Origin of the sequence: Mycobacteroides saopaulense (assembly GCF_001456355.1) — a bacterium.
Lineage (GTDB): Bacteria > Actinomycetota > Actinomycetes > Mycobacteriales > Mycobacteriaceae > Mycobacterium > Mycobacterium saopaulense.
This window is the reverse complement of sequence record NZ_CP010271.1, coordinates 321819-345890: the sequence shown is the minus strand read 5'-3', so window position 1 is coordinate 345890 and position 24072 is coordinate 321819. Positions and strand designations below refer to the sequence as shown.

Sequence of the window (24072 nt, the reverse complement as noted above, 5' to 3'; positions counted from 1 at the left end):
GCTCAGACGGCCGGCGCGTAGTCGGGAGCGTTCTCGATGTCGCCCGATTCGTTGGCGGCCACCCCGCGCCGGCCCAGAATCACGACGTAAGCCAGGAACAAGCCCTCGGCGATCACACCGATTCCGATGCGGGCGAAGGTCGGCAGGGGCGACGGAGTGACCAGCGCCTCGATGAGCCCGCTGACCAGCAGCACCCCGACCAGCCCTCCGGCCACGGACATGACGGCCCGGCCCTGCTCGGCCAAAACCTGGCCACGGGGCCGGTCGCCCGGATCAATCACCTTCCACCCCAACCGCATTCCGGCACCGGCGGCCAGGAAGACGGCCGTCAGCTCCAACAGTCCGTGGGGAAGGATGAGACCGAAGAACACATCGCCGCGCCCGGCGGCGATCATCAATCCGCCGGCCACGCCCACATTCGCCGCGTTCAGGAACAACACGAGCGGGATCGGAATGCCCAGCAGCACGGCGAAGATGATGCACTGCGCGGCCACCCAGGAGTTGTTGATCCAGACGTGCAGTGCGAAGGCCGCGGCAGGGTGCTCACTGTAGTAGTTCTCGAAGTCCTCGTTCACCAGGTGTGCGATCTCGTCAGGTGTACCGATCACCGATTGCAGCTCCGGCGAATGCATCACCCAGATGCCGACCGCGATCGCCACCGCCATCGACCCGACCGTCGCACCCAGCCACCACCGCCAGCTGCGGTAGGCGACCACCGGAAAGGACACCGTCCAGAAGCGGATGAAGTGGCGCCACAACGGGGCATGTTCTCCCGTGACGGCCGAACGTGCCCGAGCAACCAACATCGAGAGCCGCCCCACCAAGGCCGGATCACCCGATGCCGAGCGCACGGTGGACAGATGCGTGGACACCTTCTGGTACAGCTCGACCAGCTCATCGATCTCGGGCCCGCTCAAGCTCCGCCTGCGCTTGACCAGCTCCTCCAGCCGGTCCCATGTCCCCCGATGAGTGGCGACGAATGCGTCCACGTCCATCTGGCAAATACTAGTAGTCTCGGATCATGTCGGAGTTGGTGACGGGCGATGCGGTTGTCTTGGACGTCAAGGTGGCCCAGCTTCCGGTGCGGGTGGTATCCGCGTTCATCGATATCTTCGTCCAGGTGATCGTGCTGTACGCCGGGATCTTCGTCGTCGCGTTCTCACTCTCGCAGTTCGACGAGGCCCTGGCCGGAGCGCTCAGCATCGTCTACTCGGTGCTGGCTCTGGTCGGCTATCCGGTGGTCTGGGAGATGTCGACCCGGGGCCGCTCCCTGGGCAAGATGATCATGGGGCTGCGCGTGGTATCCGACGACGGAGGCCCGGAACGCCTCCGCCAGGCCGTCATCCGCGCCCTGGCGGCCGTGGTGGAGATCTACATGTTCATGGGTGCACCCGCCGTGATCACCAGCCTGGTGTCGTCCAAGGGCAAGCGCCTCGGGGACATCTTCGCGGGCACCATGGTGATCAGCGAGCGAGGCCCCAAGCTCCCCCCGCCGCCGGTGATGCCGCCGCCGCTCGCGGCCTGGGCACAGACCCTGCAACTGTCCGGACTCACTACCGAGCAAGCCAATCTGGCTCGCCAGTTCCTCAATCGCGCAGGACAATTGGCACCGCATACCCGGGAACAGATGCTCTACCAGATCTCCACCGATGTGCTCGCCAGCATCGAACCTCCTCCGCCGCCGGGCACTCCTCCGCAGTTCATGCTCGCGGCGGTGCTTGCCGAACGCCACTACCGCGCGCTGGAACAGATGCAGCCCGCCTATCCGCCGACGCCGTTGCCACCCTCGGCCGCACCACCGGCGGCTCCGGCAGCCCCGGAATCCTGCGAATCGCCTTCGGGTTTCGCCACCCCCGGCTGAGCATCAGCCGCGGTTTTCGCGTAGATCGAACCGCCCAGGGTCGCCGCGACGATCGTCACCAGGGCGCCGAGGATGAGCGCCGCGGCCTCACCGTGCATCAACGACTGCTGCTGCTCACCGATCGCCGCCGCCGCGATGGGCACACCCAGCTGCGCCGAGGCCAGTGCTCCCAGTGACACCGGCTGGCCCAGCAGCCGGATAACCAGATGTGCCAGCACGGCGGCCGCGCCCAAGCCCAGCCCCAACAACATCAGCTTGGGGTTCTCACCGAGCTCACGCACGTGCAGGGACGCGCCCAGCCAGACGAAGAACAACGGCGAAAAGAAGCCCTCGGTGAATCCGAAGAGCTGTTTGGCCAGGCGGCGCGGCTCGCCGATACCCGCCACGACCAAACCCAGGGCGAAGCCCGCCAACATGATCGACACGTGGGTCGCCACGGCCAGCGCCGCGAGGCCGAAGACGATGGCCAGGCTGATCCGCAGCTCCATCGCCACCCGGCGTTGCTTCGAATAGTCGTGGAACCGATCGAGCAGCCCCGCTTGGTCGAGAGCGCGCAAGATCACGAAGACGAGGCCCGCGCACGCGGCCACCGCGACGGCCCCGACCGCGGCCCGGGGCGCGTGCTTGAGGTCGATCACCAAGGGCAACAAGATGATTGATGCGGTATCGGCGATGGCCACCTGGGCCGTCATGCTCAGCACCTTGGGGCCCTCAAGACTCAACGAGTCGATGATCGGCAGCACCAGCGCCGCCGACGAGGACGCGATGAGCACCGCGTACAGCGGCGCGTGCCCAGTGTGAAATGCATTGGCCAGCAATACACCCAGCACCGCCCCCACCGCACCCACCACGATGGCGCGCAGCGCCGCCCGAGGTAGCGCGGCCACCATGGTCTTGTCACGTATCGGCACATGCGTGCCCGCGACGAACATGACCAGCGCGAAGCCGACATCGGCGAACATCTTGAACGTCGGATCGAAAGCGTCGATCCAGCCGAACCCGGTACGCCCGATCACGATTCCGGCAATCAGTTCGCCGATCACCACCGGGATCCGCAGCCGCGTATTGAGCGCCAGCAGCGGTCCGATCAGCCCGACGACGACGATAATCGCCAGGGTCGGAAACCCGAAGCCGCTCATGAAATCACTGCCAGGACACCAGGTGGCAAGGGATATCGGTATTTTCGTCGGATATGTAACTGGCACAGACGCGGTGATACCCGTCCGCGATTTCCAGGCGGGCTCCGCTGCGGGCGTCACCACGCACAAGCAGGATCGGGGACAACGACTTGTCCTTGGCGATCTTCGCCAGGTCGCGGGCCACATGCGCGTTGGTTTTAGGCAGCATCTCCAGATGCGCCGCGCGCAGGATGTCCTTGGCCTTCCGATACTCCAGGGTTGCGTTGCGTAGCGCCTTGACGGTCCGCTTCACCGTATCGGCCTCACCGACCAGGGACAGGTAGTCGACGGCCGCCGCGTAGTCATGGTCCTCGGGCGCTTCCAGCCACTTCACGGTCATGGCGGTCACCCTACGACGCGCAGCGGGGAACAGCCCTTCGAATCGGTCCCGAAAGTTTTCGTTGCATCACGATCGATTCCGATATATCGTTATCTATCGAGAGGCGATACCGCCTCCCCTGAGCACTAAGGAGCACACATGACTTCCCACGAGGAAAGGGCCGGACAGTTCCGGCCCGACACACCCTTTGGTTTTGGCTTCGGTTTCGACCCGACACGGCGCGGACCAGGTCAAAGAGGCCGCCGCCACGGCGGCCGTCAGCACGAATGCGACCCCCGCGGCGAATTCCGCGAACAGGCCTGGGCGGGCCGTCGCGGGCCCGGCGCGTTCATGGACCGCGGGTTCGGGCCCGGTTTCGGCCGTGGCTTCGGACCTGGTTTCGGGTTTGGTTTCGGTGATCAACCGCGTGGACGCGGACGTGGACGTGGCCAACGCGGCGACGTCCGGGCCGCCATCCTGGCGCTGCTCACCGAACGCCCGATGCACGGCTACGAGATGATCCGTGAGATCGCCGAGCGGAGCAACAACATCTGGCGGCCGAGCCCCGGCTCGGTCTACCCGACACTGCAACTGCTCGTCGACGAGGGCCTCATCGCCGAAACCGAGGGCAGCGGCAGCCGCAAGCAGTTCGAACTCACTGCTGAGGGAAGTGAATCCGCGGAGAAGCTGGACACCCCGCCCTGGGAGAAGATCAACGAGGACGCCGATCCATCGGTGCTCGACCTTCGCTCGGCGCTCGGTCAGCTGATGGGCGCGGTCGCGCAGTCGGCGCACGCCGCCTCCCCCGAACAGCAGCAGCGGATCATCGAGATCGTGAACTCTGCCCGCAAGCAGATCTACGGCATCTTAGGAGAAACGGAGTGAGACCGGCCTAAGAGCTCAACCCACGTGGCCCGTCACGGCCCCCCGTACATCGGGGGCGCCGAGGCGGGCCGCGTCGGCGGTTCTGTCATCCGGTGCACGTTGCGATTCACGTTCGGCGGCAACGCGTTTCTGATAATGCTCAATCTCGCGGTCGATGTCGGTCGCATCCCAGCCAAGGACCGGAGCCACCAACTCGGCGGCCTCCCGGGCCGCGGCATCGCCACGATCCCACGTCTCGATGGATATCCGTGTCCTGCGGGCAAGCACATCGTCCAGATGCAGGGCGCCCTCATGGCTCGCGGCATAGACGATTTCAGCCTTCATATACGACGGGGCGCTGTCCATCGGCATGCCCAGCTTTGGATCACTGTCGATGAGTCCGAGCACCTCGTCGATCATCGATCCATATCGGCCGAGTAGATGCTCGACGGTGTTCACCCGCAGGCCGTTGCGTGCCGCCACCCGCTCGCGCGCGTTCCACAGCGCGCCATAGCCTTCGGCTCCCAACAGCGGCACCCGCTCGGTGATCGATGGTGGCACCATCCGCTCCAGACCGTGCACGGCATGGTCGACGGCATCCTTGGCCATCACGCGGTATGTGGTGTACTTGCCGCCCGCGATCATGGTCAGACCCTTGACCGGGCTCGCCACCGCGTGCTCACGTGACAGCTTGCTCGTCGAATCGGATTCACCCGAAAGTAGCGGGCGCAGACCGGCATACACACCGACCACGTCATCGCGATCCAGTGGGTCGGCCAACAGCGTGTTCGCATGTTCCAGGAGGTAGTCGATGTCGGATTGGCTGGCCGCGGGGTGCGCCAGGTCCAGATCCCAGTCGGTATCGGTGGTTCCGATGATCCAATGACTGCCCCACGGGATGACGAAAAGCAGGCTCTTCTCGGTGCGGGTGATGATGCCCGCCGACGAGTTGATGCGGGCCCTGGGCACCAGGATGTGCACACCCTTGGAGGCCCGCACATTGAACTGCCCTCGGCCACCGACCATCTGCTGAATCTCGTCGGTCCACACACCGGCGGCGTTGATGGTCTGCCGGGCGCGGACCTCGAACTCACGACCGCTTTCCAGGTCACGTACCCGAACACCGACAACCTCGTCCCGCTCGCGCAGAAAGCCGATCACGCGGGTGCTCGTCGCGCAGACCGCACCGTATCGGGCGGCGGTTCGCGCCAGAGTCATGGTGTGCCGGGCATCGTCCACCTGGCCCTCGTAGAACTTGATCGCACCGCGCACGTTCGCCCGGTTGACCGACGGGAACGCCTCGATGGTCTTGTGCCGACCCAGATGCCGCATGTGCGAGGGCACCCCGCGGCCTGCACCCATGATGTCGTACACCCCGATACCCAGCCCCGCATACGCTCTGTCGATCACCGTCGCCGACAGCGGGTACAGGAACGGTACCGGGTGCGCCAGGTGCGGCGCCAGGGTCTTGAGCACCAACTGACGCTCGCGCAAAGCCTCGAACACCAGCGAGAAGTTGAACTGTTCGAGATACCGCAGACCGCCGTGGAACAGCTTCGACGAACGGCTGGAGGTACCCGCCGCGTAGTCCCGCGCCTCGACCAAACCTGTTGTCAAACCCCGGGTTATCGCATCGAGCGCAATACCCGATCCGGTGACTCCGCCTCCGATGACGAGAATGTCCAGCTCCTCGGCCTCCAGCCGAGCCAGCGCTTGCGCGCGGCCTGCCGGACTCAACGGTTCGATTTTGTCGCTCATGAGACATCAACCCAATCCAGGGTGCGCTGGACGGCCTTCTTCCAACCCGAGAACCCTTCGGCACGCTGCTGTTCGGTGATCGACGAGCTCCACCGCTCGTCTTCCAGCCAGTTCTGTCGCAGGTCGTCGGCGTCCTTCCAGAAGCCGACCGCCAGACCCGCCGCATAGGCCGCACCGAGCGCAGTGGTCTCGGCGACAACGGGTTTGACGACATCCACACCGAGAGTATCGGCCTGGATCTGCATGCAGAGCTTGTTGGCGGTGATACCGCCGTCGACCTTGAGCACCTCGAGGTGGACACCCGAATCGGCCTCCATGGCCTCGACCACTTCGCGGCTCTGGTAGCAGATCGCTTCCAAGGTGGCACGCGCCAGATGCGCATTGGTGTTGAACCGCGACATGCCCACGATGGCCCCGCGTGCGTCCGAACGCCAGTACGGTGCAAACAATCCCGAGAATGCGGGGACAAAGTACATGCCTCCGCTGTCCGGCACCTGCCGCGCCAAATCCTCGCTCTCGGCGGCGCCGCTGATGATCCCCAGCTGATCGCGCAACCATTGCACGGCAGATCCGGTCACCGCGATCGAGCCTTCCAGGGCGTATACGGGTTTGTTGTCGGCAAACTGGTAGCACACCGTGGTCAACAGCCCGTTCTTGGAGCGCACCAGATCCTCGCCGGTGTTGAGCAGCAGGAAGTTGCCGGTGCCGTAGGTGTTCTTCGCCTCCCCGGCCTCCAGACAGACCTGACCGACCATGGCCGCCTGCTGGTCGCCCAGATCGCCGGTGAGAGGCACCTCGCCCCGCATTGGGCCCGAAAGTTGGGTAACGCCATACGGCTCAGGCGAGGACGAAGGTCGGATCTGCGGCAGCATCTGCCGGGGCACCCCGAAGAAGCCTAGTAGCTCGTCGTCCCAGTCCAACGTCTCCAGGTTCATCAACATGGTGCGACTGGCGTTGGTGACGTCGGTGACATGCACCCCGCCGTCGACTCCCCCGGTCAGGTTCCACAGCAGCCAGCTATCGGTGGTACCGAAGATGGCTTCCCCGTTCTCCGCGTCGCGGCGCACCCCGTCGATGTTCTCCAGAATCCACTGGATCTTGCCGCCAGAGAAGTATGTCGCGGGTGGCAACCCCGCCTTGCGCCGGATCACGTCGCCGCGGCCGTCGCGATCCAGCGCCGAGGCAATGCGGTCGGTACGGGTGTCCTGCCACACGATGGCGTTGTAGTACGGCCGACCGGTGTGCTTGTTCCACACCAGCGTTGTCTCACGCTGATTGGTAATGCCCAGCGCGGCAAGGTCGATGGAGCCGAGGCCGGTCGAGTTCAACGCGGTGGTCAGCACCGAAGCGGTGCGCTCCCAGATTTCCACGGGGTTGTGCTCCACCCAACCTGCCTGCGGCAAGATCTGCTGATGCTCCAGCTGGTGGCGCCCCATCACCTCGCCGGCGTGGTTGAAGATCATGGCACGCGTGCTGGTGGTGCCCTGATCGATCGATGCCACGAAATCAGCCATTGGCAAACTCCTCTGTGTGCGATGGGGATTGAGCGAGAAAATCGTCGTCTGCGGGCAGGAACGGTTGCACCAGGTATCGGTACAGCGCGGCCCCCAGCAGACCGCCGATGAGCGGTCCGACAATGGGCACCCACCAGTACTGCGCGCCGTGCTGGTCCACAAACGCAGTATCGAATCCGGTGAGATAGGACGCCAGTCGCGGTCCGAAATCGCGGGCCGGGTTGATCGCATACCCGGCGATCGACCCCCACGCCATGCCGAGCCCCACGACCACACCGCCGATCGCGAACGGTGCCAGGCTCTCCGGCATCCGGATGTTGCGCCTGTCGGTGATCGCGAAGATCAGAAACAACAAGATGGCCGTGCCGATGATCTGGTCGCGCAGGCCACCCCACAGACTGACATCGAGCGCGCCGTTACCCGGCAGCGTGGAGAACACACCTTGTGTGGCCATGGTGTGCTCCGGATCGACGGCGGTCAGCACGCTGCCGTAGTTCCACCGCACCAGTAGCGCCGCCACAAATGCTCCGGCGGTCTGGGCGGCGATGAAGGGCAACACCTGCTTCCCCGGGAAATCACGAAAGGCCGCCAATGCCACGGTGACGGCCGGGTTCAGGTGGGCACCGGATACCCGGGCGGCCACGAAAATGCCCAGGGTGACGCCGATGCCCCAGGCCCAGGCGATGGAGTTGTGATTGCCGTAGTCCTGGTCACCCGCCGTGACCACCTGGGCCACCACACCGACCCCGAACAAGATCAGAATCAGCGTGCCGACGAACTCCGCGGCCAGCTGGCCCATGTGCCTCATGTCACCGAACCTAAGAGCAGGTGTCACGGGTCACAATAGACGGCATTCGGCATTGTCGAACGATCTTGCCGATTTCTGGCTAGCCTGGGCATCGATGCCCGGTTCTGTGCAGGCAGTCGAGCGAGCGGCGGCGATCCTGCGAGTGCTGGCCGATAGCCCCGAACCACTGGGTGTCGGCCAGGTGGCGCGTGCGCTGGGGCTGCCCAAGCCCACCGCCCACGGACTGATTCGCACGCTCTACGAGGTCGGATTCGTCGGTCAGGATCCGGGCACCAGCCGGTACTTCCAGTCCGGGGTCATCGCCGGACTGCCCGTCGAGCACAGCGCCAGCGCGATTCGGGCCCAGTCACTGAACTACGCCGACTCCCTGGCGGCCCGATCGTCGGAAACCGTGCATGTCGCCGTGCTGGACGGCACCGACGCGGTGATCGCTCATCACGTGTTCGGCCCCAACGCATCCCGTGACACCGTGGAAGTCGGCACCCGCTGGCCCGCCTATTCCTGTGCGCTCGGCAAGGTGCTACTGGCATTTCGGCCCGCGGCGGCCGATGCAGCCCTGGCTGCATCTCTTGAGCCCATGACGTATCGAACCGTCAGTACACCAACACAATTGAGCCGTCAACTGACCGCGACACGGACATCGGGATGGGCCTGCGATGTCGGCGAGCTGTGGGTCGACGACGCCGGTATCGCCGCACCGATCCGGGCGCGCGGCGGTTTGGTCGTCGCGGCGATCGGGATCAGCGGGCCGATCGAGCGGGTCTGTGATCATCGGCTCGCACCCAGATCCCGACTGGTGCAGGAGGTGACGCGCGTGGCGCGGGTGATCTCGGCCAACTTCGGATACCGGGTGCCTCGATGACGCGTTATGTCGCGGCAATCGACCAGGGCACCACCTCGACACGCTGCATCCTGTTCGACCACGACGGACAGCTGGTTTCGGTAGCGCAGTACGAGCATCGCCAACATCACCCGCGCCCCGGCTGGGTTGAGCACGACGCGTCGGAGATCTGGCGCACCACCAAACGTGTTCTGGAAGAATCGATCTCTACCGCCGACGCCGAGTCGGCCGATATCGCCGCCCTCGGCATCACCAATCAGCGGGAATCCACGGTGCTGTGGGACCGTGAAACCGGGCGGCCCGTGGCACGGTCCATCGTCTGGACCGATGCGCGCACCGAGACCCTGGTACGGCAGCTCGCCTCCGAGCACGGCGACCGGGTGCGCGAGCTATCGGGACTTTCCTTCGAGACGTACTTCTCCGGCCCGAAAATCCGGTGGCTGCTGGATTCCGATCCGGCGCTCAAGGCCAGAGCTCATGCCGGCGAGCTGATGTTCGGGACGATGGACACCTGGGTGGCATGGAACCTGACCGGCGGAGCTGACGGCGGCGCACACGTCACCGACGTCACCAACGCCAGCCGCACCATGCTGATGGACCTGCGAACCTTGCAGTGGAACGATGAGTTGCTGTCCATCATGGACATTCCCCGCTCACTGCTCCCCGAAATACGGCCCTGCGTTAGCGATTTCGGGCAAACGCGCACGGTCGCGCCGGGAATCCCGATCGGCGCCATGATCGGCGATCAGCAGGCCGCCCTGTTCGGGCATACATGTTTCCTACCCGGGGAAGGCAAGTGCACCTTGGGAACCGGCGGCTTCGTGCTGCTCAACACCGGTGATGCACCGGTGTGTTCGGGCAACGGCATGGTCACCACGGTGGGCTATCAGATCCGCGACGAGCCGCCGGTCTACGCGCTGGAGGGATCCATCGCCACCACCGGGTCGCTGGTGCAGTGGCTACGCGACGGCCTCGGACTGATCAACGTCCCCTCGGAGGTGGAGACGCTTGCCCTCAGTGTTCCCGACAACGGGGGCTGTTACATCGTGCCGGCCTTCTACGGAATGTTCGCGCCGTACTGGGAGCCCGCGGCACGCGGCGTGATCGCCGGGCTGACGGCCTATGTCACCAAGGGGCATCTCGCACGTGCCGTGCTGGAAGCGACCGCGTGGCAAGTGCACGATGTCATCGACGTGATGCAGGTCGATGCCGGAGTCTCGCTATCCAGCCTGCAGGTCGACGGGGGGATGACCGCCAACAACCTGCTGATGCAGACCTTGGCTGACGTGGTCGACGTCCCTATTCTGCGCACCACCGTCGCCGAGACCGTATCGCTGGGCGCCGCCTACGCCGCCGGGCTGTCGGTCGGATTCTGGAAGGACAAGGAAGAGCTGCGCCGCCACGGCCACCGCGCGGGCCAATGGACACCTCGTCTGGCCGCCGATACCCGCGCCACCGAGCTCGCGAATTGGCGCCTGGCAGTTAATAACACGTTGAATTGGAATACCGCATCACCACGAGTCACGTAAGGATCGTGTAAACCCCCGGCTCGTCCGCACACCGAAAACCCTTGCTATTCAGCTATTTCAGCTACCTCACAGCATTTCTGTGAGCACGGTTACAGGTGCTCTTTTCAACTGGCAGTTCTACAGTTTCAACTGTCACAAGGCTGTGTCGCACCCGGATATCAATTCCACTGCTCCCTTGATCGCAGAGTGATTGGAGTCCCCTCGTGTCACCATGCACCGTTCCGCACGTCCGCTTCCACAATGGCGTCGACATCCCCCAGTTAGGCCTGGGCGTTGCCGCCATACCCGAGAACGACGCGGAAATCGTTGTCCGACAAGCTATTGATGCCGGATACCGGCATATCGACACCGCCACCAGGTACGGCAATGAACGGGGCGTTGGTCTCGGGATCTCCGGTTCCGGCGTGCCCCGGGAAGAGGTTTTCATCACCACGAAGTTGTGGGTGGAGGATTTCCATGATGTCGCCCGGGCATTCACCCGAAGCCTGGAGGCCCTTGGCACCGACTACGTCGACCTGTTCCTCATCCATTGGCCCGCACCGGATCACGGGCAATACGTGACCGCCTGGCAGAAGATTGTGCAGCTGTATCTCTCCGGCGCGATCCGCGCCATCGGGGTATCCAACTTCGAGCCGGAGCATGTACACGCCATCGTGGACGAGACCGGCGTGCTGCCCGTCGTCAACCAGGTGGAGCTGCACCCGTACTTCCAGCAGCGAGAGTTACGGCAGTTCAACGCCGAACGCGAGATCGTGACCGAGGCGTGGAGTCCGCTGGCCCAGGGCATCGGCACGGAAGAAGGCTCCCCCCTGACCGCGCTGGCCGCCAAGCACAACAAGACAACAGCGCAGCTGATCTTGCGATGGCATATCGAGCTCGGTCACGTGGTAATCCCCAAAACCTGCTCACCTCATAGGCTGACCGAGAACCTCCAGATATTCGACTTCAGCTTGTCACCAGAGGATTTCGACGTCTTTACGCAGCTCGACAGTCCCGAAGGTCGGCTGGGAACCCACCCGAATGAGGGCTTCTCGGCGCATCATTCCGCGCGGAGCCGATGGCATCGGGACAAACCGACAAGGCGGGCCGCCTGATCGGCGACCCGCCTGCGACAGACGTCCTTACTTCCAGGGTTCGACGCTCTCGCGCACCAGGTCGATGCTCCACGGTCCGTCGGTCTCGGCGGTATCGGTCACCGACCAGCCCTTGAGCCGCTGGATGGAACCACCGGTCACCTTGAACACCTGGCCGGTCCATGGGTTCTTCTCGGTGCTCAGGTACGCCACCAGCGGAGAGATGTTGGCAGGGCTGAACATATCGAACTGGCCTTCATCCACCGGAGCCGCGAAGATCGCGCCCATGCCCGGGGTGGCCAGCGTGAGGCGGGTACGCGCGACCGGGGCGATCGCATTCACCTTGACCCCGTACCGCTCCAGCTCGGCGGCCGCGACACAGGACAGCGCCGCGATACCGGCCTTGGCCGCGCCGTAGTTGCCCTGTCCCGGGTTCGGCAGCGTCACACCGGAATCCGATGCCGTGTTGACCACGGTTGCCTTGACATCCGCACCGGCCTTGGACTGCGCCTTCCAGTACTCGGCCGCGTGGCGCAGCACCGCGAAGTGTCCCTTGAGGTGCACCTGGATAACTGCGTCCCACTGGTCTTCCTCGAGGCCGGCGACAAATCCATCCCGCAGGATACCCGCGTTGTTCACGACGGCATCCAGCTGACCGAAGGTCTCCACGGCCTGGTTCACCAGGTTCGAGGCACCGGCCCAGGTGGAGATGTTGTCGGTATTGGCAACGGCTTTGCCACCCGCCGCAGTGATCTCGTCGACCACTTCCTGCGCGGGCCCGGCATCCGATCCCGAGCCGTCGTTGGCGCCACCGAGGTCGTTGACGACCACCGATGCGCCCTCCTTGGCGAAGAGCAGCGCGTGCTCACGGCCGATGCCACGTCCGGCACCGGTGATGACCGCGACCCGACCGTCAAGTTGTCCCATGTTGATTCCCTTCCTGTGCTGCTAAGCGATTACGGCGTGGCCGTTTTTGATGACGAGGTCCTCGCCGACATTGGTCTCGTACGAGAAGGTGCCGGCGGCACCGTTGGTCCAGAAGTTGGTGGTGATGTCCTGCCCGGGCAGCACCGGCTTGGCGAAGCGCACCGCAAGCTCCTTGAGACGTTCGGTGCGTGAGTCCGCCAACTCGGTCAGCGCCGCCCATGAAGTAAATGCCATGGTGCACAAGCCATGCGCGATGATGCCGGGCAATCCGGCCGCCACCGCGGCGTCGTTGTCGAGGTGGATCGGCATGGGATCACCGGCCGCCGGCCCGTACCGGAAGGTCTGGTCGTCATCGACGTGCTGAGTCAACGACGCGGTGGGCGAGTTGGCCTTGACCGACTCGTCCAGCACGAAATTCGGGCCCAGTTCGCCGCGCGTCTCACCCACGTCGTACTTGCGGAAGAAGAACGTGACGTACTGCTCGTTCACCAGATCACCCGCAGCATCCCGTGTTTCGGCATACACGGTGCCGCGAGTGCCGTTCTCCATACCCTCGTAGCCGGTCATCTTCGACTTGGCCACCAAGGCGTCACCCGGCTTGATCGGCCGGTGGAATTTGAAGAACTGCTCACCGTGCACCACACGCGGAATCAGCTGGTAGGGAACGACACTCATGGTGGTACCGACGAGGGACTGGAAGATGGGCACGATCGCGAAGACCGGAGCCGCCACCTCGCCCTTGCGGTGTTCTTCGATCGGGTCGTTGGTGGCCTCGGCGTAGGCGATCAGGCGGTCCTTGTCGACCTCGATGGTTTCCTCGGCGCCCCACTGATCCAGGCCGTCGTTGTTGAAGGGGTACTTGGTATCAGCCATTATCAGCCAACCCCTTTCAGCGATTGGCCGGCTTGTAGGCGGTGACCACGCAGGCGCCACCGAGGCCGAGGTTGTGCTGCAGCGCCACCTTCGCGTCGACCACCTGACGCTTGTCGGCGTCGCCGCGCAACTGCCAGGTGAGCTCGGCACACTGCGCCAGGCCGGTGGCACCGAGAGGATGCCCCTTGGAGATCAGTCCGCCCGAGGGGTTGACCACCCAGCGACCACCGTAGGTGGTGTCGCCGTTGTCGACCAGCTTGCCGCCCTCACCCTCGGCACACAGCCCGAGCGCCTCATAGGTGATCAGTTCGTTGGCGGAGAAGCAGTCATGCAACTCGATGACATCGACGTCGTCGGCTGAAATCTGCGCCTGTTCATAGACCTTCTGCGCCGCGAGCTTGGCCATGTCGAACCCGACCAGCGTGATCGCCGACTTGGATTCCAGGGTGCCCGGGATGTCGGTGGTCATGGCCTGGCCCACGATCTCCACGGCACGGTCACCGAGCCCGTTCTCCTCGACGAACCGCTCCGAGGCCAGGATGGCCGCACCCGAACCGTCCGAGGTCGGCGAGCACTGCAGCTTGGTCAGCGGCGCGTAGATCTCCTTGGCGTCCAAGATGTCCTGAAGGGTGTACTCCTCCTGGAACTGCGCGTAGGGGTTGTTCACCGAATGCTTGTGGTTCTTGTGGCCGATCTTGGCGAAGTGCTCGGCGGTGGTGCCGTACTTCTGCATGTGCTCGCGCCCGGCCGCGCCGAACATCCAGGGCGCGGGCGGGAAAGCGAAGTCGAACAACCCGGCGAGCGCCTCGATATGCCGCTGCATCGGCTGCTCGCGGTCGGTGAAGGTGGCACCTAGTGAGCCGGGCTGCATCTTCTCGAACCCCAGGGCAAGCGTGACATCGGCAAGTCCGCCGCGAATGGCCTGGGCCGCGTTGAACAGCGCGGTCGACCCCGTCGAACAGTTGTTGTTGACGTTGGTGACCGGGATGCCGGTCATACCGAGCTCATAGACGGCGCGCTGACCGGAGGTGGATTCTCCCGCGCAGTACCCGACATAGGCGGCTTCCACCTTGTCGTAGTCGATGCCGGCGTCGTTCAGCGCGTTGGTGCCCGACTCCTTGGCCATGGCCGGGTAATCCCAGCCCTCACGTCGTCCGGGTTTTTCGAATTTCGTCATCCCGACGCCGATGACGTAGACCTTTTCCAAAACCTTTGACGATCCCTTTGGGGGCATGGTTGCAAGCTCCTTTTGCACACACTTCGATGGGGGCTTCGCCAACGTAACATACGTTCTATCCTGAATGTAAGGGTGCGGTACAAATGTATTGCGATAGCGCAGAAGTGCCTAAACACCCAACGATGTGCATGGTGAACGCGCGTCAAACTCACCCGGAACACCCGGGGCATTTACCTACAGTGCAGTTTGTTTCTGCGCAGCGGGGGCCGGGCCGCGAAGCCGCAGCTCCAGCATCTCCTTGGCCCGGGACCAGCGGCGATCACGAGTTTCCTGGGAAGCGGTCAGGCTGCTGATCAACAGACCGCGAATGATGTCCATGGCAAGCAGGCCGAAGTCACGCCGATCTTTGGACGAGATCGGGTCGTCATCGTCCAGCACGTTGAGCGCCGACAGATTGTGCAGCACCATCTTTTCGAACTGGTCCAGGTGCACCCGCAGATCCGGCTCGGTCCGCGCTGCGATGAGCAATTCGACCACCGCGACGAACAGCGGCCCCTGATGAATCCGCCATAGCACGTCGAGATAGCGCTCGATCGGGTCGGCGGACTGGTCCATCGCCATCAGCTCTTCGAGCACGGCCTGGGTCCGCTTGAATGCGAGGTGTCGCACCGATTCGGCCATCAGCTCCGACTTGGACTGGAAATGATGGATCAACGCGCCGCGGGTGACACCGGCCCGGCTTGCGATGCGCGAGGTGGTGGTGCCGGAGTACCCGAACTCGACGAGGCAGTCGATGGTCGCTTCAAGCAACCGGGCCTGCATCGCCGCCGAACGCTCCTCCTGAGTGCGTCGCGGCGTGGGCATGCCCACATTGCACCACAGTCAGACGAGCCGGAAAGCGGCTATCGGCCGGTCACCTGGTGGAAGATCTGCGCGGCCTGTGCCTCGTACTTTGCATACGCATCGGGGAACGCTGAGCGCTGAACCGACTGCGCGGCTTGGGCGACACTCATGTCCTGCCACCCCGACACCTTGACCAGTTGGTCATAGAACTTGCCGGCCGACTTCGTCGGATCCATCAAATCGGCTGTGGCTCCCCAGCTTTGACGCTGCTGGAACGGACCCACCGAGTCATGATCATGTCCCACACCATCATTGGCCAGCATCATGGAGTCCGGCACCGACGAGTTCGCGAGACTCCGCAGGCCCGACTCGGTGAGCGCGGTCGCCAACGCGATCTGAATCGCCTCGGGAGAAAGCCCACGCCGCAGACCTTCTTCGATGATTTTGCGGGCGACTTCCATCTGGCCTGCGTCGAGATTCATGAATACCGACGGGCCCGAAGGGCGCAGCGACGGAGCACCCGTGTTGGAGTAGCTGCCGTCGGGCACGCTGTGGCCTCCACCGCCACCATGGCCTCCGCCGAACCCACCACCGCCGTGGCCGCCCCCACTGCCACCGCCGAAACCTCCGCCGCCGCTGCCGCCACCGAATCCACCGCTGCCCGCCCTCATGGAACCGGCTGCCGCACCCCCGGTGCTGGCCGGTGTGAACGCCGCGGGCTGGGTGCTGGCGGCGTTGTGCTCGGCGTCGACGTTCGCCGAGGCCTTGCGCAGATCGTTGGAGGAGGTGCGATCGGCCTCTTCAAGCGACTTGAGTGCCTGCCGAATCGCGTCGGTCAGTCGCCGAGCCTCGGCCTGCAGATCCCGGTTGCCCTCTGGAGCGGTGACGGTGCCGTCGTCGGCGACCTGCAAGCCCTTGGAGTAGGCCTCGTCCACCAGTGCCAACACCTTGTCGCGCGCCGCGGTCAGTGAGGAGTGCCCGCCGCGAACCGCCTCGGCGACGCTGCTGATCGCGAACGAGAGCCGGTTCGTGGACGACTGCTCACTCGAGGCCTGATCGTAGGCGGACTGAAAGGCCTTGCCCTTCCAAAACGACTCTGCCGAGTCCAGGTCGCGAACCACCCCGTCGATCGACAGATCCAAGTTCTTGCTGGCGTCCTCGATTGCCTTTGCGGCGGCGTCCAGGTTGGCAACGTCCCACCCGCGCAGCTGCGAAATCGTCGGCCTCACAGCCTGACCTCCCCGGCCCTCGTGACCTGCTTGCCGTTGACGGCATCCTGGCCCGTCAACGACCCCGAGCTGTTCTGGACAAAGTTCGAGATGCTCTCGATGCGCTCGGAAGCACCGCCCCCGGCCCGCTTAAGTGCCGCGCTGACCGCGCGCAGCACCTCGGCGAACTCGGTACCGGCGACCGCGTTGGCCGCCGCCTCGAAGTCGACCTCAGGGAATGCGTCCTTCGCACGTCCTGCCACGCGACTGGCCAGACGTGCCATCTCGGCACCGTTGGCCTTCATGGTGTCGCTCATAGATACCTCCCCAAGGAACCGGTCCCGCGCGCACGTGACGGCGCGGTTCATCGCCGGAATGTGCCTCTGATCAGATACGACGGCACTGGTGCCGATTTGGTTCCATGTTTTTGAACTTTTTTTGCCGAATCCCGCCAGGCCAGGTGCGGATAAATCACCAGGTCCTGGGCTCCAGTTGGGGAACAATACGACCCATGGGCGACGAAGTCGCACGCACCCAGTTCACCGGTGAGCACCGCCGGGCCTATCGCACCAAGGTGCAGAACTGCCTGGACGTCTTCGAAACCATGCTCTCGGAGTCCCGATTCGACTTCGAACGGCCACTGACCGGCATGGAAATCGAGTTCAACCTCGTCGACAGCGACTACCAACCGGCGATGACCAACACCGAGGTCCTCGCCTCGATCGCCGACCCTGCCTTTCAGACCGAACTGGGCGCCTACAACATCGAACTGAACGTGCCGCCCCGCGCGCTTCCCGGCTCGGCGGCCCTCGAACTCGAGGAAGACGTGCGAGCCAGCCTCAATGCCGCCGAACAACGGGCCGGCGATCGCGGCGCGCACATCGTGATGATCGGCATCTTGCCGACGGTGATGCCCGGCCATCTGGACGGCGCGTGGATGAGCCCGTCGTCTCGTTACCGGGCCCTGAACGACGCCGTGTTCACCGCACGCGGCGAGGACATGCAGATCGACATCGCCGGTCCGGAGCGCCTGAGCATCAGATCTCCCTCGATCGCACCGGAGTCGGCGTGCACAAGCATCCAGTTGCACCTGCAGGTGGCACCGGACGACTTCGCCGCCAACTGGAACGCCGCCCAACTGCTGGCCGGTCCGCAGCTGGCCCTGGGCGCCAACTCACCTTTTTTCTTCGGCAAGTCCCTGTGGGCGGAAACCCGGATCGAACTCTTCACCCAGTCCACCGACACCCGCCCACAAGAGCTCAAGGTGCAAGGGGTCCGCCCCCGCGTGTGGTTCGGCGAGCGCTGGATCACCTCGATCTTCGACCTGTTCGAGGAGAACGTTCTCTACTTCCCGTCCCTACTGCCGGAGATCTCCGACGAGGACCCGGTTGCCGAACTCGCGGCGGGCAGGGCGCCTCGGCTACAGGAACTGCGTCTACACAACGGCACCGTGTATCGCTGGAACCGGCCGATCTATGACGTCGTCGACGGCACCCCGCATCTGCGCGTGGAGAACCGGGTGCTGCCCGCCGGACCGACGGTCATCGACGTGATGGCCAATGCCGCGTTCTACTACGGTGCACTGCGGGCCTTGTCCGAAGATGACCGCCCGGTCTGGACGAAGATGACTTTCGCTGCGGCACATGACAATTTCCTCGAAGGAGCACGCCACGGCACGGAAGCCAGAATCTACTGGCCCGGGGTCGGCGAGATCACCGCCGACGAACTCACACTGCGGCACCTGTTACCTATGGCGCACGAGGGACTGCGCCGCTGGGGCGTGGCCCCGGAGGTGCGAGACCGCTATCTCGGCGTCATCGAGGCGCGGGCGAAGTCGGGCATCAATGGCGCGGCCTGGCAGACGCGAACCGTCGGCGCGCTGGAGGAACGCGGGGCGAACCGCAGGGCAGCGCTCACCGAAATGCTCCGGATGTACTGCGAACACATGCATTCCAACGAGCCAGTACACACCTGGGAACTGATCTAGAGGCCGCGAACGTAACCACACGCAGACAATTCGTCCGGATTCTCTGCGTGCCGTTACGCTCGGCGAAGGGGGGCCAACGCCTTCGCCAACAACTCCAGCTCCTCGTCCGTGCCGTCCACGTGCGGGCTGATCCGCAGCACCGGCTTGGTCATGACGAACGGCGCACGCATCGTCTCGGCAGCGGTCGTCACGATCGCGTGTTCCTCGATCAGGCCTGCGCGCACCGCGACAACGTCGATGTCGCCGACGGGCTCGATCGTGGTGATGGCGCTGGGCTCGTCGACTGCTTCCACCACCCGCCAGTCCTTGAGTTCTCCCAGTATCTTTCGGGCAGATCGACCACGCTCGGCCAATGCGCCCTGAACCTGCTCGGGACCGGCAGCCAGATGCCGACCGACCGCGACCGACAGCCCCACCCAGCCCGCCACGTGGGCCTCCACATGACCCGCCCATTGCGGAATCAGATGCGCCAGAGACGGGTTGATGGCGAGTACGCCCACCCCGCGCGGGCCGGCCAACCATTTACGCGACGGCGCATACATGGCATCGGCGCCATGGGTGCAGTCGATATGCCCCAGGGCCTGCGCGGAGTCGACGACGACAGGGATTCCGGCCGCTCGCGCCATCGCCACCATCTCGGCGGCAGGTTGCACCGTGCCGCGGTGACTGCCGAGGGCCGTCACATGCACCAGGTCGATCTTTTCACGACGCAGGAACACCTCGATCCCCTCGAGATCGGCGCGACCGTCCCCATCGACCGGCAGCCACACCGGAGTGAATCCGAAGTGGTGCATGAGCATCAGATTCGGACCGAATTCACCTGGCAGGCAGGCGATAGTGCGTCCGGCGTCGGCGGGCCATCCCTGCAGAAGCGTGCGCAGTGCGTCTGCCGCGCCGGTGGTGAACTGCACCTGCGCCTCGGGCATGCCCGTCAACTGGCGCACCGCCGCGCGCCCGGCGTCCAGCACCGGCGTCGCGGCCTCCTGCGCCACGTATCCACCGATCTGCGCCTCATGCTCGGCGTGCTGAGCCACCGCCCGGATGGTCTCGAGGCTCTGTCGTGAACATGCCGCCGAGTCCAGGTGCACACCGAGGACCGGCGGCCGGACCTGGCGCCACTGGTCTCCCAGGCTCACCGCTTCACCGCGAGCGACAGCCCGAAGTCATCGGAATCATCAGTCCACCAGTGAGTCTGATGCAGGCCCGCTGCCGCCAACTCCCGGGCCACGCCCTCGCGCCGGAACTTGCACGACACCTCGGTCAGCATCATCTCCCCCGTATCGAAGTGCACCGTCAGGTCCAATGCTTCGATGCTGACCTGTTGATCGCATGTCGAACGCAACCACATCTCCATGCGCTCCTCGTCGTCATTCCACAACGCGACGTGTTCAAAGGTGTCCAGGTCGAAATCTGCGTCGAGCTCACGATTGATCACGGCCAGCACATTGCGGTTGAAGGCGGCGGTGACACCGGCACTGTCATCGTAGGCACGCACCAGCCGTGCGGTGTCCTTGACCAAGTCCGTGCCCAACAACAGCATTTCACCCGGTCGCAGCGTGGTCGCGACATCGGCCAGGAAGCGTGCCCGCGGCTGCGTGGTCAGATTCCCGATCGTCGACCCGAGGAAGGCCACCAGGCGCCGGCCGTCCCGGGGAATCTGCCCGAGGTCCTTCTCGAAGTCACCGCATACGGCACGAACCCGCATTCCGGGATACTCCGCGACCAGCGCGTCTCCCGCCGCACGCAGCACCCCGGAGTCCACATCGAAAGGAATGAAGGTGCTGGGGCCCAACGCATCCAGCAGCATCCGCGTCTTCTCGGAGGTGCCGCTGCCCAACTCGACCAAGGTGTCGGCTCCGGAGGCCGCCGCGATATCTGCGGCGTGCACGCGCAGCAGGCCTGCCTCGGTACGTGTGGGGTAGTACTCCGGGAGTCGGGTGATCTCGTCGAACAGATCACTGCCTACCTCGTCGTAAAACCATTTAGGGGGAAGCGATTTCGCCTCTGCCGTCAAACCCTGCCGCACATCACGCCGTAGGGCTGCTGCCGCCGCGCCGGAAGCCAGGTGATTCTCGAGAGTCAGGGCAGACAATGGAGTCATAATCCTTCTACTTCCACCTTCCCATCGCGTACCCGCACCAATTGCCGGTCCGGGATGTCGACCCAAGACGGGTCGTCGTCGTACGGCTCGCTCGCCACCACCACACCGTCGGCGGCCTCCAAAATCGACAGGGTGTCACCCCAGGTCGTAGCGATCAACTCATGTCCGTTGGCCACCAGAATATTCAGTCGAGCCCCCGGATCGGCAGCACCGACCTGCCGCACCGTCTCCCCCAGATTCTCCGGCCCGGAGGCGAACACGCGTGCCGCCAGCACCGCACTGTCCACCACGGATTCGGCGCCGAACACCTCGCCCACCGCGGCGCGATCGACGATTCCGTTGTGCGACAACATCCATGTCCCGTCCGTGAACGGAGCGGCCGCAGACTCGTCGATGGGCATCCCGACGCTGGCCGATCGAACTGCGGCCACGACGCATCCGCTGCGCAGCACGGGAGCCACCGAGGCAAAGGAAGCATCGCCCCACAGCGGCCGCGCACTACGCCACCGGCGCGGTGCGCCGTCGGTGAAGAATCCGGCACCCCATCCATCGGCGTTCACCAGGCCGTGTTTTTGGCGCCGTGGCGAATACGACTGCACCAGCAGGCCGTGCGGCGGGTCGAGCATCAGCGACGCCAGGCTCCGAGGCTCACCCAGCCAGCCCAGATGACGACACATGCTAGACGTCCCAGGCCAGACGCAGGCCACTGAAGATCTGTCGCCGGATCGGGTGATCCCAGTTCCGGAAGCTGGGCCGCATGATCGACGGCGCCACCGCCCAGGAGCCGCCGCGCAGCACGCGGTAATCACCGGCCCCGGAGCCCTCGAAGAACGGCTCGCTGTACTGCTGGTAGATCATCGGGGTGAAACCGGGCCAGGGCCGCAGCGGAGACGTCGTCCACTCCCACACATCACCGAGCATCTGCTCGGCACCGTAGGCCGACGCAGACTTCGGATAGGCCCCCACTGGGGCGGGCCCCAATGCACCACCGCCAAGATTGGCCCGGTCGCGGCTCGGGGAATCCGAGCCCCACGGAAAGCGCCGCCGCGCACCAATTTCCGGGTCCCAGACGCAGGCCTTCTCCCACTCGGCCTCGGTCGGCAGCCGCGCACCAGCCCAGGCCGCATACGCCTGCGCCTCGTGAAAGGTGACGTGTTGCACCGGCTCGTCGGGCATGATCTCCAGCTCACGCCCGAACCGGGTGAGCGTTCCACCGTCGTTCCAGAACATGGGCGCGGTCAGGTTCTCCGCGCATCGGTGCGTCCACCCGGCCTCGGTCCAGAATTCCTGGCGCCGATAGCCGTCACCGGCGATGAAAGCCCACCATTCGGCGTTGGTCACCGGAACCGTACCGATCCGGAAACTCTTGAGGTGCACGGTGTGTGCCGGTCGCTCGTTGTCGAGCGAGAACGGCTCGTCGACCGGATCGACGCCGAGAACGAACGGACCCTCGGGCACCAGCACAGAGGTTCCCGCTACGCCGGACCGTCCCGACGGCAACGAGTCGACGTGCTCCAACAGCGCTGCGCCGCGGCGAATCGACAAGGCCTGCAACATGGTTTCGTCGTGTTGATGCTCATGGCTCAACACCATGGCGTAGATGAACTCGTCCGCACGCGCAGAACCATCGGAGGGCAACGCCTCCAACCGATCCAAAACCCTGCCGCGTACTTCGTGACAGAAGGAGCGCGCCTGTGCCGGGGACAGCAGCGGCAGTTGCACCCTGCTGGCCCGGGTGTGACGAAAGGCGTCGTACAGCGACTCGATCTCGCCGGGCAGCATGCCCGGCCTGCGTGGATCTCCGCCGCGCAACAGCCACAGTTCTTCCTGCTGCCCGATATGTGCGAGGTCCCATACCAGTGGGCTCATCAGCGGGTCGTACTGACGATGCAGTTCGGTGTCGTCATGGTCGGTGATCGTCAGCGTGCGCACGCGCGCGGCTTCCAGGTCGCGCGCCAACTCTTCCCGACTCATTGCGATGCTCCCGAAAATGCCTTCTCCACACCGTATTCCGCGACATTGTCGATGAAATCGTCTGCCGGACATCGGCCTTGTTCGACACGCTCCAACAGGAATGCCATGTCCGCCGCCAACTCTGGCGGCGCCACCGCACAGGCCGCCGACACCAGGCGGTGCCCGGCCGCATGCAGGGCACAATCTTCCAGACCGATCCGAGCCGCCGCATCCCATGCCTCACCGACCGGTTCAACCGCCTCCGCGGCAATGTCGGCGACGCGCACATCGTCGAGCGCGGCAACCGCCGTGAACGCCAGCGCGGGCCACCACCAATCGGGCGCGGCGTCCAAGTACCGCAACTCCAGCCAGCGGCGGGGCCGGACCGGCGGGAACAACGTGGTCAGGTGGTAGTCGAGGTCTTCGGTGGTCGGAGCACGCCCGCCGAGCGGTACGGACCCGTCGGCCCAGGATTGGAACGGCACATGGGTGACAACCGCATCCGCGCCCTCCTTGTTTCGCACCAGCATCACGGGTGCTCGCAGGGCGTATCTGACCCAGGATTCCGTCGGGTCGTTGCCGATCTCGACCGGAGCGCAGCGCCCCGGATCCAAGTTGTCCCAAATCCATTGCCGGGTGTTCCGATAGCCGGTACGGCGCCCTGCGAGCATCGGTGACGAGGCCGACAGCGCTGCCATGGTCGGACCGAGCTGCTGCGCCAGCGCGAATCTGTCCCGCCACTGGCCCGGCGTCCCGGCCTGCACGTTGACCTGCAGCGAGGCCGTACACGTCATCATCTGCAGCGCGGTCTCGCCGAACCCGAGAGCACCGAAATGGCTGGCCATCGCCGCATACCGGGCTCCGGGATTGACGCGCTCTGGTGCGCGCAACGGATCGGTGCCCAGGCTGGCAAGCGCGACCCCGGCGGCACGATACGTCGAGGTCAGGATCGAATAGTCGGCCCGCATCGAAGAGATCGCGGACCATACGTCTGCGTGCGGAGGACCGGAAAGCTCCACGGCACCGCCGGGCTCGAACGTGATCGCGCTGGAACCGGGGAGATCGGGAACCGAATCCGCGATCTCACCGAGCCGATTCCAGGCGACCCTGCGATGGGGAACCGTCAGCTCGACGGTGTGGGATTCCAACTCCAGCCCGACCGTGCCTACCTGTGCGTCGGCGAAGGCCTGCCGAGCAATGTGCTCGGCAGCCTCGTCCGCGTTCGACAGCGTCTCCACTGTCGAAGTGGTGGCCATCT

Annotated in this window: 23 protein-coding genes; 6 read left to right on the top strand and 17 right to left on the bottom strand. The window is 64.9% G+C overall.

All coding sequences use genetic code 11. The features are described 5' to 3' along the window. Positions 1–2: 2 nt before the first annotated feature. Entirely contained in the window at positions 3–995 is a 993-nt protein-coding gene (locus tag MYCSP_RS01755) for a stage II sporulation protein M (protein WP_083015048.1), read from the bottom strand. An 86-nt stretch (positions 996–1081) separates the two neighbouring features. Between MYCSP_RS01755 and MYCSP_RS01750 the strand changes: the two genes are divergently transcribed. Next, positions 1082–1861 (top strand): RDD family protein, encoded by a 780-nt coding sequence (locus MYCSP_RS01750; protein WP_235629511.1) that lies wholly within the window; start codon positions 1082–1084, stop codon positions 1859–1861. On the opposite strand, the gene MYCSP_RS01745 is transcribed toward MYCSP_RS01750, so the two are convergent. Further along, positions 1762–3000: a cation:proton antiporter gene (locus MYCSP_RS01745; protein ID WP_088413076.1), complete on the bottom strand. Its 1239-nt coding sequence runs from the start codon at positions 2998–3000 to the stop codon at positions 1762–1764. The two genes, MYCSP_RS01750 and MYCSP_RS01745, sit on opposite strands and share 100 nt — an antisense overlap. A 4-nt stretch (positions 3001–3004) precedes the next feature. After that, entirely contained in the window at positions 3005–3379 is a 375-nt protein-coding gene (locus MYCSP_RS01740) for a hypothetical protein (protein ID WP_070912493.1), read from the bottom strand. Positions 3380–3517: 138 nt separating this feature from the next. Between MYCSP_RS01740 and MYCSP_RS01735 the strand changes: the two genes are divergently transcribed. Beyond that, positions 3518–4243 (top strand): PadR family transcriptional regulator, encoded by a 726-nt coding sequence (locus MYCSP_RS01735; RefSeq protein WP_088413075.1) that lies wholly within the window; start codon positions 3518–3520, stop codon positions 4241–4243. 15 nt (positions 4244–4258) lie between these two features. On the opposite strand, the gene MYCSP_RS01730 is transcribed toward MYCSP_RS01735, so the two are convergent. The 3 genes from MYCSP_RS01730 to MYCSP_RS01720 are packed head-to-tail and all read right to left on the bottom strand — an operon-like array spanning position 4259 to position 8293. Then, on the bottom strand, positions 4259–5980 hold the full coding sequence (locus tag MYCSP_RS01730) for a glycerol-3-phosphate dehydrogenase/oxidase (protein WP_088413074.1): 1722 nt from the start codon (positions 5978–5980) through the stop codon (positions 4259–4261). Further along, entirely contained in the window at positions 5977–7494 is a 1518-nt protein-coding gene (glpK, locus tag MYCSP_RS01725; RefSeq protein ID WP_083015063.1) for a glycerol kinase GlpK, read from the bottom strand. Before glpK (MYCSP_RS01725) ends, MYCSP_RS01730 begins: the two co-directional genes overlap by 4 nt. Further along, the gene (locus tag MYCSP_RS01720) at positions 7487–8293 is read right to left on the bottom strand and encodes an MIP/aquaporin family protein (RefSeq protein WP_083015067.1); all 807 of its coding nucleotides are present in this window, start codon (positions 8291–8293) and stop codon (positions 7487–7489) included. Before MYCSP_RS01720 ends, glpK (MYCSP_RS01725) begins: the two co-directional genes overlap by 8 nt. Before the next feature lie 103 nt (positions 8294–8396). Here MYCSP_RS01720 and MYCSP_RS01715 point away from each other — a divergent pair, with 103 nt between their 5' ends. The 3 genes from MYCSP_RS01715 (at position 8397) to MYCSP_RS01705 (ending at position 11766) form a co-directional block, all read left to right on the top strand. Then, on the top strand, positions 8397–9164 hold the full coding sequence (locus tag MYCSP_RS01715) for an IclR family transcriptional regulator (RefSeq protein ID WP_083015333.1): 768 nt from the start codon (positions 8397–8399) through the stop codon (positions 9162–9164). After that, positions 9161–10672, top strand: coding sequence for a glycerol kinase GlpK (glpK, locus tag MYCSP_RS01710; protein WP_083015071.1), 1512 nt, complete (start codon positions 9161–9163; stop codon positions 10670–10672). The genes MYCSP_RS01715 and glpK (MYCSP_RS01710) overlap by 4 nt, the downstream gene beginning before the upstream one ends. A gap of 203 nt (positions 10673–10875) precedes the next feature. Further along, positions 10876–11766 carry an aldo/keto reductase gene (locus MYCSP_RS01705; RefSeq protein ID WP_088413073.1) on the top strand — a complete coding sequence of 297 codons (891 nt, stop codon included), beginning with the start codon at positions 10876–10878 and terminating at the stop codon, positions 11764–11766. Positions 11767–11793: 27 nt separating this feature from the next. On the opposite strand, the gene MYCSP_RS01700 is transcribed toward MYCSP_RS01705, so the two are convergent. The 6 genes from MYCSP_RS01700 to MYCSP_RS01675 all read right to left on the bottom strand — a co-directional run bounded on the left by MYCSP_RS01700 (position 11794) and on the right by MYCSP_RS01675 (position 17090). Continuing rightward, positions 11794–12672, bottom strand: a complete 879-nt coding sequence (locus MYCSP_RS01700; protein WP_070912303.1) for an SDR family oxidoreductase — start codon at positions 12670–12672, stop codon at positions 11794–11796. 21 nt (positions 12673–12693) lie between these two features. Beyond that, positions 12694–13545, bottom strand: coding sequence for a MaoC/PaaZ C-terminal domain-containing protein (locus tag MYCSP_RS01695; RefSeq protein ID WP_088413072.1), 852 nt, complete (start codon positions 13543–13545; stop codon positions 12694–12696). A 16-nt stretch (positions 13546–13561) separates the two neighbouring features. Then, the gene (locus tag MYCSP_RS01690; protein WP_209435434.1) at positions 13562–14752 is read right to left on the bottom strand and encodes a lipid-transfer protein; all 1191 of its coding nucleotides are present in this window, start codon (positions 14750–14752) and stop codon (positions 13562–13564) included. A gap of 204 nt (positions 14753–14956) precedes the next feature. Continuing rightward, positions 14957–15586: a TetR/AcrR family transcriptional regulator gene (locus MYCSP_RS01685; protein ID WP_083015084.1), complete on the bottom strand. Its 630-nt coding sequence runs from the start codon at positions 15584–15586 to the stop codon at positions 14957–14959. Between the two features lie 38 nt (positions 15587–15624). Beyond that, positions 15625–16794 carry a hypothetical protein gene (locus MYCSP_RS23390; RefSeq protein WP_088413070.1) on the bottom strand — a complete coding sequence of 390 codons (1170 nt, stop codon included), beginning with the start codon at positions 16792–16794 and terminating at the stop codon, positions 15625–15627. Beyond that, positions 16791–17090 (bottom strand): hypothetical protein, encoded by a 300-nt coding sequence (locus tag MYCSP_RS01675; protein ID WP_070912299.1) that lies wholly within the window; start codon positions 17088–17090, stop codon positions 16791–16793. Before MYCSP_RS01675 ends, MYCSP_RS23390 begins: the two co-directional genes overlap by 4 nt. A gap of 194 nt (positions 17091–17284) precedes the next feature. Here MYCSP_RS01675 and MYCSP_RS01670 point away from each other — a divergent pair, with 194 nt between their 5' ends. Then, a complete protein-coding gene (locus MYCSP_RS01670; protein WP_083015089.1) occupies positions 17285–18760 on the top strand; it encodes a glutamate-cysteine ligase family protein in 1476 nt (491 codons plus the stop codon). A 53-nt stretch (positions 18761–18813) separates the two neighbouring features. On the opposite strand, the gene egtE is transcribed toward MYCSP_RS01670, so the two are convergent. Genes egtE through egtA form a run of 5 tightly spaced genes read right to left on the bottom strand, consistent with a single transcriptional unit; the run spans position 18814 to position 24070 of the window. After that, the gene (egtE, locus tag MYCSP_RS01665) at positions 18814–19896 is read right to left on the bottom strand and encodes an ergothioneine biosynthesis PLP-dependent enzyme EgtE (protein ID WP_088413069.1); all 1083 of its coding nucleotides are present in this window, start codon (positions 19894–19896) and stop codon (positions 18814–18816) included. After that, positions 19893–20843 (bottom strand): L-histidine N(alpha)-methyltransferase, encoded by a 951-nt coding sequence (gene egtD, locus MYCSP_RS01660; RefSeq protein ID WP_207565769.1) that lies wholly within the window; start codon positions 20841–20843, stop codon positions 19893–19895. The genes egtE and egtD overlap by 4 nt, the downstream gene beginning before the upstream one ends. A 14-nt stretch (positions 20844–20857) precedes the next feature. After that, complete coding sequence (egtC, locus tag MYCSP_RS01655; protein ID WP_083015098.1) at positions 20858–21538, bottom strand: ergothioneine biosynthesis protein EgtC; 681 nt, start codon at positions 21536–21538, stop codon at positions 20858–20860. 1 nt (position 21539) lies between these two features. Continuing rightward, positions 21540–22835, bottom strand: a complete 1296-nt coding sequence (gene egtB, locus MYCSP_RS01650) for an ergothioneine biosynthesis protein EgtB (RefSeq protein ID WP_083015102.1) — start codon at positions 22833–22835, stop codon at positions 21540–21542. Beyond that, a complete protein-coding gene (gene egtA / locus MYCSP_RS01645) occupies positions 22832–24070 on the bottom strand; it encodes an ergothioneine biosynthesis glutamate--cysteine ligase EgtA (RefSeq protein WP_088413068.1) in 1239 nt (412 codons plus the stop codon). The genes egtB and egtA overlap by 4 nt, the downstream gene beginning before the upstream one ends. Positions 24071–24072 lie beyond the last annotated feature (2 nt).

What these genes read in the sequence shown, in the direction of transcription:
- MYCSP_RS01755 (WP_083015048.1), bottom strand. Translation starts at nt 995, where the DNA reads ATGGACGTGGACGCATTCGTCGCCACTCATCGGGGGACATGGGACCGG.
- MYCSP_RS01745 (WP_088413076.1), bottom strand. Translation starts at nt 3,000, where the DNA reads ATGAGCGGCTTCGGGTTTCCGACCCTGGCGATTATCGTCGTCGTCGGG.
- MYCSP_RS01740 (WP_070912493.1), bottom strand. Translation starts at nt 3,379, where the DNA reads ATGACCGTGAAGTGGCTGGAAGCGCCCGAGGACCATGACTACGCGGCG.
- MYCSP_RS01735 (WP_088413075.1), top strand. Translation starts at nt 3,518, where the DNA reads ATGACTTCCCACGAGGAAAGGGCCGGACAGTTCCGGCCCGACACACCC.
- MYCSP_RS01730 (WP_088413074.1), bottom strand. Translation starts at nt 5,980, where the DNA reads ATGAGCGACAAAATCGAACCGTTGAGTCCGGCAGGCCGCGCGCAAGCG.
- glpK (WP_083015063.1), bottom strand. Translation starts at nt 7,494, where the DNA reads ATGGCTGATTTCGTGGCATCGATCGATCAGGGCACCACCAGCACGCGT.
- MYCSP_RS01720 (WP_083015067.1), bottom strand. Translation starts at nt 8,293, where the DNA reads ATGGGCCAGCTGGCCGCGGAGTTCGTCGGCACGCTGATTCTGATCTTG.
- MYCSP_RS01715 (WP_083015333.1), top strand. Translation starts at nt 8,397, where the DNA reads ATGCCCGGTTCTGTGCAGGCAGTCGAGCGAGCGGCGGCGATCCTGCGA.
- glpK (WP_083015071.1), top strand. Translation starts at nt 9,161, where the DNA reads ATGACGCGTTATGTCGCGGCAATCGACCAGGGCACCACCTCGACACGC.
- MYCSP_RS01700 (WP_070912303.1), bottom strand. Translation starts at nt 12,672, where the DNA reads ATGGGACAACTTGACGGTCGGGTCGCGGTCATCACCGGTGCCGGACGT.
- MYCSP_RS01695 (WP_088413072.1), bottom strand. Translation starts at nt 13,545, where the DNA reads ATGGCTGATACCAAGTACCCCTTCAACAACGACGGCCTGGATCAGTGG.
- MYCSP_RS01685 (WP_083015084.1), bottom strand. Translation starts at nt 15,586, where the DNA reads ATGCCCACGCCGCGACGCACTCAGGAGGAGCGTTCGGCGGCGATGCAG.
- MYCSP_RS01675 (WP_070912299.1), bottom strand. Translation starts at nt 17,090, where the DNA reads ATGAGCGACACCATGAAGGCCAACGGTGCCGAGATGGCACGTCTGGCC.
- MYCSP_RS01670 (WP_083015089.1), top strand. Translation starts at nt 17,285, where the DNA reads ATGGGCGACGAAGTCGCACGCACCCAGTTCACCGGTGAGCACCGCCGG.
- egtC (WP_083015098.1), bottom strand. Translation starts at nt 21,538, where the DNA reads ATGTGTCGTCATCTGGGCTGGCTGGGTGAGCCTCGGAGCCTGGCGTCG.
- egtB (WP_083015102.1), bottom strand. Translation starts at nt 22,835, where the DNA reads ATGAGTCGGGAAGAGTTGGCGCGCGACCTGGAAGCCGCGCGCGTGCGC.
- egtA (WP_088413068.1), bottom strand. Translation starts at nt 24,070, where the DNA reads ATGGCCACCACTTCGACAGTGGAGACGCTGTCGAACGCGGACGAGGCT.